Origin of the sequence: Halobacillus sp. HZG1, assembly GCF_035818575.1 — a bacterium.
Classification (GTDB): domain Bacteria; phylum Bacillota; class Bacilli; order Bacillales; family Halobacillaceae; genus Halobacillus; species Halobacillus litoralis.
The window spans coordinates 1-12,751 of sequence record NZ_JAYLVQ010000009.1; the positions used below are offsets into that span (position 1 = coordinate 1).

The window sequence follows — 12,751 nt, forward strand, 5'->3', positions numbered from 1 at the left end:
ACCGCCGTCTATAAAACTATATGGCAGGTTTGAAGACTCAGTTTCGAGATTTTTGTTAAGTGGATGGGGGCTGCGGGTAATAACTCGCTTTCCGCGGGAGCGCGGTGAGCCTCCTCGGACTGCGTCCTGTGGGGTCTCACCAAGCACTTTTATCCCGCAGGAGTCTCGCCATTCCCCTCCGCTCCTTTACCAAGGATTATTATCGAAACCACTTCTAAAAGATCAACTTGAATAATGAAACGAAATGAATCATATAAAATTTTCTACTGCGGGCTGCCAGAACTTAAGGCTTGATATAGAGCGTTTTATGCCTACTTAGGATAGAGGAATAAGAGACACTCACTCTCGGTATAGGGGTTCGTTCCACTTCTCAACAAATGGGGTGGTTGGGAAGCTGCGAGACTCCCGTGGGAGAAGGAGATAGGCGAGATCCCGCAGGACGCAGTCCGAGGAAGCTCGGCGCTCCCCCACAGGAAAGCGAGTTGCTTCCCAGCCACCCCTGACGCTCAACCTAAGGAACGAACCCAGAAACATCTCGAAACTGAGTCTCCCACTAAAGGGAGCTTTAGTTGAAGAAATGAGTGCATACAAAAAAGCAGATCCGTTATGGATCTGCTTTTTATTTATGAAGACGTGCACCTTTTACTCATTGTCCTAGACAGCAAGCTATCCTCTTTTAGCACCTCGACCTCCACGTTTGGATTCCGTGTGCTTCTTCAGTGATGCTAGTCGCTCGTCACTATCCTTGATAAAACGGTTCATTTTCTGTTCGAATGATTCAGCCGGCTTACGAGGTTTCTGTGGGCGACGACCGTAGTTCTCTTTTGCTTTCTTAATGGAAAGACCAATCTTCCCATCATCTCCGACATTAATGACTTTCACATCCACCTGGTCTCCCTGGCTTAAATGCTCATTAATATCTTTTACGTAGTTATCGGCAACTTCACTAATGTGAACTAGCCCCGTCTTACCATCTGGAAGCTCGACGAACGCTCCGAAATTAGTGATACCCGTTACCTTACCCTGCAGCTTGCTGCCTACTTCAATTGACATAAAAAAAATGCTCCTCCTTAAGTTTTCGATAAAAAAATTATCCTTCTTATATATTATATATAAGCTTTGAAAAGAGTGTCAATATGACGGGTCCTCATTAGGCATTTTAAATATAATTTCTCCTTCTTTTGAGAAGAAATAGTTCGTCCGCGCAATCTGCAGCACATACTCTTCATCTTTAAGAAGTTCAATTTCCTGCTCTAAACCTTTTTCCTCTTTTTTCAAAGCGGTCATCTCTTGCTGCAACTGGTCGTATTTCTCCTGCTTATCTGCATACAAGGACTGTTGTTTCATAGAATAAAACACCATGGAGCCAGCAACGATCGACACTAACAGGGCAAACATTACGAGACGGCGGACTAATCGCTTTTTCTTACGTTGGTGTCTGTCCATATAGGCATCGTAGTGCTTCATGTATGTAGAATCCATACGTGCCACAGACTCCGTTTGTCTCTTTGCCATGAAAGTAGGCCTCCTTTACTTCTTGATTCGTTTCATCCAATTGTTCATTGTATTCTTCATTTTATCCAGAAACCCTGCTAAATCCCTTAAGTATTTTTTCATGTTTTTCGGCAGAAGTCGCCAAATGATTCGAAAAATTAGCCGGATCGGATAAAATACGACAAGAAACAATATAATAGTACCCTTTAAAAGTATCTTATAAACGCCAAGAAGTAAAGAAATTATAAGGAAAATGATGGATTTCGCGGGGATGAAAATCAAATAATAGACTGTCTTCTTCAAGAAACGGAAAACAGCCATGCTGATTCGGATCCACATTTCAAGTGTTCTTAAGTAAAGGTTCTGAAACAATGCACGATACGCAGCAAATCCACAAACAATCGCCACGAAAACATACACCCTCAACTCTCCATAATTGGCGAGGTATAATAAATAAAAGAGAAAAGCGGCTTGAAAGAGCCAAAAGCTCAACTGATAAATGATTTCAAGCCATCCCTTTTTTCTTTTTCCGAAAAAGCGTTCAAATGTATCCAATGATGCGGCGACGAACATCCCTCCCCCGATCATGGCAACGATCGTAATGAACTGAGTGGTGAGGGTCATTTGAACAGCTTGCTAAACAGACCTTTAGCTTTCTCCCCTTGATGCTCGTCCAAGTAGGTCATTTCATACATTTTTCCTTTAATGGAGACGACTCCAGAATCCAGGTCGAGGTTTTTCATTTGCAGGTTTTGACCGCGGATCACAAGATACCCCATCGATGTCTGCAGGAGGAATTCTTCACTATCGAAGCTATCCACCTCTTTCACCCCTGAGATTTCTATATTTCTTCTATTCCATACTTTCACATTATGCTCCACCGGTTGCTGACTGCGTATCCCTTGATTCTTTTCATAACCTTCCATCTCATCACAGCCCCCTTCTCTAGTACAAGCTATGAGAAAAAAGAGGAGATTAGAACTTTAGAATGGGGAAGCGCCTCGGACCGCCCCGACTAAAAGCTTTCCGGTGCCTGGCACCCTTATACACGCAGGCGATGCCTGGCACTAATGAGGTCTATGCCGGGGTCAGGCATATAAAAGAAGTATATAAATGCCAGAAAAGAACCACTGCCGTTTCCGGCAGTGGTTGTTGTCAGGATTGATTGACGGGCTCTTCTTTTTTAATCTCATAAAGAGTCGTCGCTTCATTTTTCGTGACATTCTCTTTTAATGATTTCACTTCAATCGTCAGTACTTTCTGTCCGAATTGAATGGTCAGTTCATCTCCGACCGCTACGTTACTTGCTGCTTTACTTTGGGCACCATTAATGCTGATACGCCCTTGATCCGCTACTTCTTTCGCGAGTGTACGTCTTTTAATTAAACGGGAGATCTTCAAAAATTTATCCAAACGCATGTGTCATTCCGCTCCTTTATGTTTTTCTTTCGCTTTTACCCATAATTCCTCTAATGAATCTAAATCATAGTCTCTTAATTGGCGTCCTTCTGTATGAGCATCCTTTTCCATGGATGAAAGACGGGTTCTGAATTTACGGTTCGTCCGCTGCAAAGCATTTTCACTACTGATCTTGTAGTGCCTGGAAAGATTAGCAATGGCAAACAGCCAATCTCCGAATTCTTTTTCCATCTCTTCTCGGTCGCCCGAATCGCGTGCTTCCTTGAATTCCTTCCATTCTTCTTCAACTTTTTCAATGACAGGATCAACGGTATCCCAATCAAACCCTACTTTAGCTGCCTTCTTCTGCAACTCTTCCGCTTGAAGAAGGGCCGGAAAACTCTCAGGCACGGAATCAAGGATAGAATCAGGCTGCTGCCCTTTTTCCTCTGCTTTAATTGCCTCCCAGTTAGTGACCACTTCATCGGATGAATCCACTGTGATTTCACCAAAAACATGAGGATGTCTGCGAATCATTTTTTCCGTTATGGATACTATTACGTCGTCGATTGTAAAATATCCTTCATCTTCCCCGATTTGGCTGTGCAGCATGACTTGAAGCAGCACATCCCCAAGCTCTTCAATCATATGGTCATCATCCATGCGGTTAACAGCATCAATAAACTCATAGGCTTCTTCAATCATATATTTCCTTAGTGATTCGTGCGTTTGTTTGCGATCCCAAGGACAGCCTTCCGGACTTCTCAGAATCTTGATGACTTCTCTCAGGCGGAAAAATTGGTGATTGAGATCATCTCTTTTAACAGGGGGAATATACACACTGGTTAAATTATTCACTTCGACGCGGCGGTCCAGCTCTTCAAGAAGAACCGTGGTAAGCTTTTCATGTTCACTTCCAGCGGCTGTCACTATGGTTACGGGGTAATCAGCCGGTAGCTCTTCCAGCAATGTCAATTTCACTTCCGAAGCCACTAACGAATCATACACCTGACAGAGGATGATATGATTCAAAAACTGAAGCTCTTCCCGCTTCAAATCTGTAGCATCTACAAACTGAAACCCCTCGATTGGGTCGATTTCAAGCGCGGTGAACGTGGCATCAAGAAAACTTTGACCACCTTTAATATCGAGGAGGACTTCCCCTCTGTCTCTCGCTTGAATCAGTAGTTGAACCGTCCGTTCAGCAAGCATAGGATGTCCAGGGACGACATAGGTTACGTCCTGTCCACCGGAAAAGGTAAGAAGACGGGAGGCGATTTCTGTGTATACGTCTCCAAATTGATCATTCGATTCATACACAGAATCAAAACTTTCAAATGTGATTCCTTCATTTTGCAGCGCTTGGATGACTGGGTGATCGAGGGTTCGTGCATAGAGATGGGATTGATTTTGGGTCAGTTCACGGTAAACCCCGAGCGGAAGCTGCTCTAAATCCGCAGCTCCAAGTCCGATGATTGTTATGGTATTCATTGGTTCATTCCTTTCGGCGAAAGCTTCCATACGACCTTACGAAAAGGTATGACATCTAATTCTTCATTTGTGAAGCTGCCCGTTCTGAGAAGAAGGACCGCATAAATCAAAGCACCAAATCCTGTAACAAACAATGTGTACAGGAATAAAGACAACCTTGTATCTAAATTAAAAACAAGGAAGGCGAGCATTTTAGCCAGCCATAGTCCGAACATCATTCCTCCAAGAGAAATCAGGATCCCTTTCCAGGGGAGGGTGGTCCATTTTTCCCAAGGAACTTCATGTCTTAAGGTTACGACATTTCCGATTAAAACAAAAGCGACAGCCATCACCGAGGCAATTGCTGCTCCTTCTAAATCCCAAAAAGGAATAAAGATCTTGTTTCCAACCCATTTAATAATCAGTCCCCCTGCGATCATCATGGCTGTTTGTTTCATATAACCTAATCCCTGCAATATGGAAGAGAGGGTAATGGAAAGAGAACTGCCAAGGATGACAAGCATCAGGATTCTTAAAGCTCCCGTTCCTTGATCATCCTGGAAAAAGGACTGGTTGATGGCCGGAAATAAGAAGATCAGCCCAGCCGTGGCTCCAACACAAAGGAAGACGGTCATCTTCACGGCGCTCACCACCGATTTTTTCACTTTCGCAGGATTCTGCTTCAACCTTGATCTCGTGACAGAAGGAATTAGAGCGAGAGCGAGCGATGATGCAAGCACCGTACCCAGTTGAATGAGAGGCTGCCCTCTATCGAACACCCCTTTCCACATACGCGCATCTTCAAGCGCTATCCCTGATTTCAGGAGGTTCGGGACCAATGTCAATGCATCAACGAGCTGTAAAGATAAGAGCAGCATGTAGTTTAAGCAAATCAGGGTGCCATGCAGGAAAATGGTCCGTTTATAGGAGATACCATGATCCCGCCTTCTCCATGTCCACATGTCCCCCTTTTTCATCAACCAATAAAAAAGAAACAAAAACGCAGCTCCTGCGCCTGCCAATGAACCTAGCGACGCCCCTATTCCTATGGTGTAAACGTCCGTTCCCTTCATGATTAAAACAGCAGAACCAATGATGATTCCGACTCTGAAGACTTGTTCGATAATTTGTGATACAGCTGTAGGGCCCATATTATTCTGTCCTTGAAATGTACCTCGAACAACCGCTACAAAAGGAACAAGGAGAAAAACAGCAAACGCCGACTTTAAAGAAGTGGTTAGTTTTTCATCTCCCATTACAGAAGCAATCCACGGAGACGATAAAAATCCAGCCATAAAAATCAATCCAGATGCCATCATCACCCACAAGAAAACAGGGATATAAAACGATGGAACAGATAGAGGCGATGATTGATCATCGATGTCGGAAACGATTTTGGAAATGGCTGCTGGAAAACCATACAGGGCAAGGATCAGAGCAATGCCGAGAATGGGATACACTTGCTGATAGACATAGAAGCCAAGATCTCCCGTTAAGTTCTGAAGGGGGACACGATACCCCGCACTTATGACCTTACTGATCAATCCGGCTAGTGTTAGAATGAATGCTCCTTGTAAAACAGAGCGTGAACGTAATTTGGTCATATTGGACCCTTTCTAATATATATGTATTCAGAACATTCATTATATCATAGGAAAAGGTCAGACCCCGTACCCGCTTGGATCTGACCTTACTTGCTACTCCATTTGTTTGGCTAAAAAACTAGCGGCTGTCTGTACAGCTTTACTGCCCCCGTCTTCTAATGGAGAACCTTCTTTATTGAAGGCGACGACGCAGCCGATGGGATCTCCTTGCGCAATGATAGGATAAATAAGATATGATATCACATCTTCTTCCTGACCCCGAGTCAATTCAACCGGCTCCGGATGCTTCTCAAAAGACATTGTTCTCGAATCCATGACTTCTTCAATCTTAGATCCGATCGATCGGTTCATATAATCCTTTTTCGCACTTCCCGCCACCGCTATATACTCATCACGATCGCAAATCAACACAGGAGCTTCTAAAGACTCACTGAGCGCTTCTGCGTACTCTTTTGCAAAATCACCCAACTCGCTAATAGGTGAATATTTCTTAAGTATCACTTCACCTTCACGGTCTACAAAAATCTCCAAAGGATCACCTTCACGGATCCTCAGCGTACGGCGGATCTCTTTCGGGATAACAACACGTCCTAAATCATCAATACGGCGTACAATACCAGTTGCTTTCATTCTATATGCTGCCTCCTTTTCTGTGATGACTGCCTATCTATACCTGTTGAAGCGCAAGCAGAACAAGCGGGTGATTAAAGATAGTATGATACAGCAATAAAAACCTATACACCCTTTGGATGGATTTTTTCATAAAAAATGTAAACTTGGAATGTGGAGGTGCCTTGGGCAGCTTCGACAAGCATATGCGAAGCTTCTTTTGTGAGGTGCTTTTTCCTCACAAAGATGATTTGCATATGACCTCGAGAAGCTAGGCACCGGAACTGGATCTCACCGGATGTGGAGGCGACCGTTTAGACACGACAAGCATAAGACAAGACACGCAATAGAGTGGTCTTTCTCCATGGAGGGGATTGACTTATGTCTCGAGTGTCTGGGAGCTGGAACTGGACGATTTGGAATGTGGAGGTGCCTTGGGCAGCTTCGACAAGCATATGCGAAGCATCTTTTGTGAGGTGCTTTTTCCTCACAAAGATGATTTGCCTATGACCTCGAGAAGCTAGGCACCGGAACTGGATCTCACCGGATGTGGAGGCGACCGTTTAGACACGACAAGCATAAGACAAGACACGCAATGGAGTGGTCTTTCTCCATGGAGGGGATTGACTTATGTCTCGAGTGTCTGGGAGCCGGACCTGGATTTTACCGGGTGCAGAGGAAGCGTGAATAGATAAGAAAAACCTCATCCCTGTTAAGGGATGAGGTGCAATTAGGCAGTTGATACTTCTCTCATCATCTCCGGAAGCTTGCTGATAAATTCTTCGACAAGCTCATACCGTTTGAATTCTGTCTTACGGTCCCATGTAAAGGTTACCTTCAATTGGGAATCTTCTGTCCCTAGTTGAACCATACGCCCGTATTTATTTGCAAATTCGAACAGTTTTGTTCCATCGATCTGCTGACTTTGCTCTGCTTCCATCAACATTTCGATTTTCCTTTTCTTCTCTGTCACGCTCTCAATCCTTGAACGTTTTGCTTGCAGACGAATAGAAGAAACGCGGAACAAGTTATCCACCTCTTGCGGGTAATCGCCGAACCGGTCGATCAATTCATCACGCAAGTCATGAATATCCTCGACTGTTTCAATCGCCTGGAACAATTTGTACATATCGATTTTCTGCTTTTCATCAGCGATGTATTCATCGGGAATATAAGCATCCAGCATCATATCAAGCTCCGGTTGGAATGGCTGAATACTTTCCGGCTCTTTCCCTTGTCTTTTCGCTTCTATGGCATCTTTTAACATCTGGGAATACATATCGAATCCGACAGAATCGATATACCCGTGCTGCTGGGCTCCTAAAAGGTTCCCTGCTCCACGTATAGACAAATCACGCATGGCGATTTTGAACCCGGAACCGAGCTCAGTGAATTCTTTTATCGCCTGCAACCGTTTCTCGGCCACTTCTGTCAGCACTTTGTCCTTTTGATAAGTGAAATACGCATAGGCCACCCGGTTCGACCTTCCGACACGTCCTCGCAATTGATAAAGCTGACTTAGTCCCATACGGTCCGCATCATAAACAATGAGGGTATTCACATTCGGAATATCGACTCCCGTTTCAATAATCGTCGTACTGACAAGCACATCAAATTCCCCTTCCAGGAAGGAAAACATGACATTCTCAAGTTCGGTCTCATTCATCTGTCCATGGGCAGAAGTGACCCTAGCCTCCGGGACAAGCTCAGCAATTTGCTGAGCCATCCGTTCGATGTTTTCCACACGATTGAAGAGGAAAAATACCTGACCGCCCCGGGCCATCTCCCGTTCCACCGCTTCCCGGAGGAAAATCGGATTATATTCAAGCACATACGTCTGAATAGGGAAACGGTTGGCCGGTGGTGTTTCAATGACAGACAAATCTCTGACACCAAGCATGGACATGTGCAAGGTTCTCGGGATCGGAGTCGCCGTCAACGTCAACACATCGACATTGTTTTTCAACTGTTTGATTTTCTCTTTGTGTTTCACTCCGAAACGTTGCTCTTCATCGACGATTAACAGCCCTAAGTCCTTGAACTGCATATCTTTGGATAAAATTCGGTGGGTTCCTACCACCACATCGACGAGACCCTTCCTTAGACGATCGGTCGTTTCTTTCTGCTGCTTTTTCGTACGGAAGCGGCTCATTAGTCCAATGTTAATCCCAAAGCCCTGGAAACGCTCTTGAAGGGTCTCATAGTGCTGCTGGGCAAGAATGGTTGTAGGCACGAGCAAGGCTACTTGTTTTCCATCGACAATCGCTTTAAATGCTGCGCGAATCGCGACTTCTGTTTTTCCATAACCTACATCTCCGCAAAGCAGCCGGTCCATCGGACGCACACGTTCCATATCCGATTTGATTTCTTCAATACAACGGATTTGATCTTCCGTTTCTTCATAAGGGAAGGCTGCGTCAAAGTCTTTCTGCATTTCTCCATCTTCACTGAAAGCAAATCCTTTGGAGGCTTCGCGTTCGGCATAAAGCTGAATTAAATCATCAGCGATATCTTCGACTGAAGATTGGACCCGGCTCTTGACCTTTTTCCACTCACTGCCGCCAAGCTTATAAACTTTCGGTTCTTTTCCTTCCGACCCCACATATTTTTGGATCAGATCAATTTGGTCGATTGGCACATAAAGCTTGTCATTTCCAGAGTAATTGACCATCAGAAAATCTTTATGGTTCCCAGCCATTTTCAACGTTTCAATCCCTAAATACTTTCCGATTCCGTGGCTGGCGTGGACGACATAATCGCCGACCTTCAATTCCTGATAGTTCTTAATCCGCTCGGCGTTCGACATTTTCTGTTTCCGTTTCGGTTTGGCGGTTCTTTTCTTGAACAGTTCATTTTCGGTCATGACCGCAAGCTTATGCATCGGCCATTCGAACCCATGACTGATATCACCCGTGATAATGGTCGGTTTCACCAACGGAAGCTGGACGTCCCCTTCCGCAATGACCGCTTCCATATCATAGTCACGAAGGACACCTTCGATCTTGGACTTTCTGTTTTCATCGGGAGCGAGGATCACGACAGAGAAATCCTGCTTCTCCCAGCGATCCATTTCATTTTTCAATAAATTCATCTGGCCATGGAACTGCTGCATCTGACGACTCGAGATATTCACGATATTCTGCGGTTGCGTATTGGGGATGTGCCTCATAAAAACAGACAGATAAAGACGAGGATGTTCGATTTTCATCCAAGCATCCTGCCAGTCGAAAGAAAGGTTAAGTTCGCGCACGGTCTGGTTGGCTTCCAGCATACTGTTGTGCCATTCTGCTTCTTCCTGGTCGAGACGATTGGCCGTCTCCTGGATCCGGCTCATTTCATCCAGAATGACAAGACCTGTTTCAGGCAGGTAGTCTAGTAGACTGACAGGTTCTTCGTAGAAATATCCAATGTACTTATAAATTTCCTGGAAATGCTCTTTCGCCTTTAAAAGATCCAAGTCATGCTCGACTACTTGAGCGAGTGTCTCTTTCGCATCCTGTTTGGTTAGTTTCTTCAAAGAATGGCTCAAGGCGTTCTCCAGACGATCATGGGCTCTGGCAAAATCCTCGTCCTTGAGCAACAGTTCCGTAGCCGGCCCAATCTGGACAGCCTCCAATTTGTCATGGGACCGTTGTGTTTCGGAATCAAACGTCCGAATCGAGTCCACTTCTGTATCAAACAACTCAATCCGATACGGAAACTCTGCGGTCAGTGGGTACACATCCATGATTCCCCCACGCAAAGAAAACTCCCCTGGTGTGGCCACCATCTCTGTACGGTCATACCCCATGTTCACTAAGCGTTCTAAGTACTTGTCGAGATTAATTTCTTCCCCAACACGAAAAGGGAGCTGACTTTGCTCCCAGTAAGATTTCGGTGGCATCATTCGTTTTAGTGCAGCCACAGGTGCAATTAAAATCCCTTTTTCCTGAGACAGCCACTGACTTAACGCGTCGATTCGCTGGCTCCTTAGTTCAGGACTCGCAACGGCGATTTCTGATGCAATCAGTTCATTGACCGGATACAGGTGAACCTGATCTGCATCGGTCAATTCTTGCATATCCTCATACAATTGTTGTGCTTGAATCAGTTGATGAGTCACGATGATGACTGGTCGTTCCAAAGACTCTTGAAGCATGGAAGCCATTAGACTTCGTGAAGCCCCGGACAAACCAGCCACCATTTGTTCCTTCATCCCCGATTTAAAACCTTCGACAACAGAATGAATGTCATCCTGTGGAAATAAATAATCCTTAATACCTTGCATAACGAATTCCTCCACCACCCAGATTTCCGATCCAATCAGAAATCAAGATTTACTGTATAAAAAAGTCAAGCTCGTGGTAATGTGGATTGTCGTCTAATGATTCTTTGCACGAGTCACAAATGGTTCGAATGTTCATATCACCGCTCGCTGTCATATGAACCATCTGCTCCTGGTCCTGATCATTTAATATATCAAAGCCCAACTGGGACACATCCACATGTTTCGCATCTAATTCTCCGACCTGGTTTTCACAATGACGGCAAAAATAACGTATTTTCATTTCCATCCTCCTTGAAGGGTTGATGGTAGATAGTTTTACCGTCATTCGGGACTGTTATACGAACTCGATGATCCCGTCACTTCACATTGAAATCATTCATCACTTCGTTAAACGGTCGCTCTATCCAAGCTTCACAAGCTTTTACAGAATCATCAATGCTTTCTTTCACTGATATTTGTTCTTCTTTGGAGAAGCCACCTAACACATGATCAATCACGGTTTTTGAACCTTCCGGACGCCCTACACCGACGCGCAGTCGTTTGAACTCTTTTGTTCCCAGCTGATCGATGATATTGCGAATGCCATTGTGACCGCCATGGCCGCCTTTTTTCCGCAAACGAATTTTTCCTGGCGGCAGATCCAAATCATCATAAACCACTAATACATCTTCGATATCAATATCGTAGAAGTCCATCAAAGGCCGAAGGGCTTCCCCTGACAAATTCATATACGTTTGAGGTTTCAAAAGGATCACTTTCTCTCCGTTGAAACGCTCCATTGTAAATAAACCATTGAATTTTTTCTGGCTCAAAGCCCACTGATTTCGTGAAGCCAATTCATCTATAATCATAAACCCGATATTGTGTCTGGTGTCTTCATACTTCTTCCCTGGATTTCCAAGTCCTACAATACACTTCATACATAACTTCCTTTTCTGTCTTTATACTATTGATTCATTATATCAAAAGGAAACGCGGAAAGATGTCAAAATGCGTTCCATCCTTACAAAAACTTGCGCCTAACCTGTCGTGTGTTTATACAATCCCCTTAACCCCGGTTCTTAAACCGGACAATGATGAAATTTGGGTACACCAAGAGCATAAGCCCATCAACAGTTATAATACTTGTTTAAAACCATTGATTGACTTATGACTGTAGGAAGTTGAACGATTAAAAAGGGCGCGGCTTCTTGGCCACGCCCTTCGAATGTTTCCAATTACTCTTCTTTTTCTTCAGAATCTTCTTCTGCGTCCTCTGATTTCTCATTAATGACTTCAGGTTCAGCATCAGTATCTGTTTCCGGCTCTTCTTCCGGCATTTCTTCCGGAGGAGTTACGGATACGATCGTCGTATTTTCATCTTCGGTAATCTCATAGTTTTTGGACTCTTTCAAGTCACCGACCATGATGCTGTCACCGATATTCAGTTCAGAAATGTCAACAACGATTTCCTCAGGGATATCGCGTGGCTTGGCACGAACCGCCAAATCGTAAAGTGGCTGCTGAACGACGCCGCCTTCTTTACTTCCTGCCGCTTCACCTTCTAAGTGTACAGGAACTTCGACATCCATTTCCTCAGACATGTTTACAACGTAGAAGTCTGCGTGGATTAATTCATCTTTCAATGGATCGACTTGATATTCATGGAGCATGACATCCACGGTCTCTTTTCCTTCAATATCAAGAGAGATAATCGCGTTCTTACCTTCATCACGAACGGTTTTAAGTAACTCTATGCTGTTAACAGCAACCGTGATCGGTTCTTTATCCTTCCCGTATACGACACTAGGAATGTTTCCTTCCAAGCGGATTTCACGGGTTACAGATTGCTTGAGATTTTGTCTTTGATTTGCTTTTAATGTAATAGCCAAATTAATCAACCTCCAGTAATTTACCAATCATTATTTCA

General features: G+C 44.3%; 12 protein-coding genes. All 12 read right to left on the reverse strand.

The annotated features are described in order from the left end of the window. Nucleotides 1–666 precede the first annotated feature (666 nt). Entirely contained in the window at nucleotides 667–1,053 is a 387-nt protein-coding gene (locus VKA52_RS00480; protein WP_089654586.1) for a S1 domain-containing RNA-binding protein, read from the reverse strand. A gap of 78 nt (nucleotides 1,054–1,131) precedes the next feature. Continuing rightward, on the reverse strand, nucleotides 1,132–1,515 hold the full coding sequence (locus tag VKA52_RS00485; protein ID WP_160916790.1) for an FtsB family cell division protein: 384 nt from the start codon (nucleotides 1,513–1,515) through the stop codon (nucleotides 1,132–1,134). A 15-nt stretch (nucleotides 1,516–1,530) separates the two neighbouring features. Then, the gene (gene yabQ / locus VKA52_RS00490) at nucleotides 1,531–2,118 is read right to left on the reverse strand and encodes a spore cortex biosynthesis protein YabQ (RefSeq protein ID WP_160916792.1); all 588 of its coding nucleotides are present in this window, start codon (nucleotides 2,116–2,118) and stop codon (nucleotides 1,531–1,533) included. Then, nucleotides 2,115–2,420: a sporulation protein YabP gene (yabP, locus tag VKA52_RS00495; protein ID WP_160916794.1), complete on the reverse strand. Its 306-nt coding sequence runs from the start codon at nucleotides 2,418–2,420 to the stop codon at nucleotides 2,115–2,117. The genes yabQ and yabP overlap by 4 nt, the downstream gene beginning before the upstream one ends. A 229-nt stretch (nucleotides 2,421–2,649) precedes the next feature. Next, nucleotides 2,650–2,913, reverse strand: coding sequence for an RNA-binding S4 domain-containing protein (locus VKA52_RS00500; RefSeq protein WP_146818725.1), 264 nt, complete (start codon nucleotides 2,911–2,913; stop codon nucleotides 2,650–2,652). 3 nt (nucleotides 2,914–2,916) lie between these two features. Further along, nucleotides 2,917–4,383 (reverse strand): nucleoside triphosphate pyrophosphohydrolase, encoded by a 1,467-nt coding sequence (gene mazG / locus VKA52_RS00505; protein WP_326313832.1) that lies wholly within the window; start codon nucleotides 4,381–4,383, stop codon nucleotides 2,917–2,919. Next, nucleotides 4,380–5,966: a putative polysaccharide biosynthesis protein gene (locus VKA52_RS00510; protein ID WP_326313833.1), complete on the reverse strand. Its 1,587-nt coding sequence runs from the start codon at nucleotides 5,964–5,966 to the stop codon at nucleotides 4,380–4,382. The genes mazG and VKA52_RS00510 overlap by 4 nt, the downstream gene beginning before the upstream one ends. A gap of 93 nt (nucleotides 5,967–6,059) precedes the next feature. Continuing rightward, nucleotides 6,060–6,596, reverse strand: a complete 537-nt coding sequence (gene spoVT, locus VKA52_RS00515) for a stage V sporulation protein T (RefSeq protein ID WP_326313834.1) — start codon at nucleotides 6,594–6,596, stop codon at nucleotides 6,060–6,062. A 709-nt stretch (nucleotides 6,597–7,305) separates the two neighbouring features. Further along, entirely contained in the window at nucleotides 7,306–10,842 is a 3,537-nt protein-coding gene (gene mfd, locus VKA52_RS00520; RefSeq protein ID WP_326313835.1) for a transcription-repair coupling factor, read from the reverse strand. Between the two features lie 49 nt (nucleotides 10,843–10,891). Further along, nucleotides 10,892–11,122, reverse strand: coding sequence for an anti-sigma-F factor Fin family protein (locus VKA52_RS00525; RefSeq protein WP_160916801.1), 231 nt, complete (start codon nucleotides 11,120–11,122; stop codon nucleotides 10,892–10,894). A gap of 76 nt (nucleotides 11,123–11,198) precedes the next feature. Next, nucleotides 11,199–11,762, reverse strand: coding sequence for an aminoacyl-tRNA hydrolase (pth, locus tag VKA52_RS00530; protein ID WP_206948368.1), 564 nt, complete (start codon nucleotides 11,760–11,762; stop codon nucleotides 11,199–11,201). 297 nt (nucleotides 11,763–12,059) lie between these two features. Next, a complete protein-coding gene (locus VKA52_RS00535) occupies nucleotides 12,060–12,713 on the reverse strand; it encodes a 50S ribosomal protein L25/general stress protein Ctc (RefSeq protein WP_160916805.1) in 654 nt (217 codons plus the stop codon). Nucleotides 12,714–12,751 lie beyond the last annotated feature (38 nt).

Bases quoted from the DNA above. Each gene is read 5' to 3' on its own strand.
- pth (WP_206948368.1), bottom strand. From the start codon at position 11,762: ATGAAGTGTATTGTAGGACTTGGAAATCCAGGGAAGAAGTATGAAGAC.
- mazG (WP_326313832.1), bottom strand. From the start codon at position 4,383: ATGAATACCATAACAATCATCGGACTTGGAGCTGCGGATTTAGAGCAG.
- yabP (WP_160916794.1), bottom strand. From the start codon at position 2,420: ATGGAAGGTTATGAAAAGAATCAAGGGATACGCAGTCAGCAACCGGTG.
- VKA52_RS00525 (WP_160916801.1), bottom strand. From the start codon at position 11,122: ATGAAAATACGTTATTTTTGCCGTCATTGTGAAAACCAGGTCGGAGAA.
- VKA52_RS00510 (WP_326313833.1), bottom strand. From the start codon at position 5,966: ATGACCAAATTACGTTCACGCTCTGTTTTACAAGGAGCATTCATTCTA.
- spoVT (WP_326313834.1), bottom strand. From the start codon at position 6,596: ATGAAAGCAACTGGTATTGTACGCCGTATTGATGATTTAGGACGTGTT.
- VKA52_RS00485 (WP_160916790.1), bottom strand. From the start codon at position 1,515: ATGGCAAAGAGACAAACGGAGTCTGTGGCACGTATGGATTCTACATAC.
- VKA52_RS00500 (WP_146818725.1), bottom strand. From the start codon at position 2,913: ATGCGTTTGGATAAATTTTTGAAGATCTCCCGTTTAATTAAAAGACGT.
- VKA52_RS00480 (WP_089654586.1), bottom strand. From the start codon at position 1,053: ATGTCAATTGAAGTAGGCAGCAAGCTGCAGGGTAAGGTAACGGGTATC.
- mfd (WP_326313835.1), bottom strand. From the start codon at position 10,842: ATGCAAGGTATTAAGGATTATTTATTTCCACAGGATGACATTCATTCT.
- yabQ (WP_160916792.1), bottom strand. From the start codon at position 2,118: ATGACCCTCACCACTCAGTTCATTACGATCGTTGCCATGATCGGGGGA.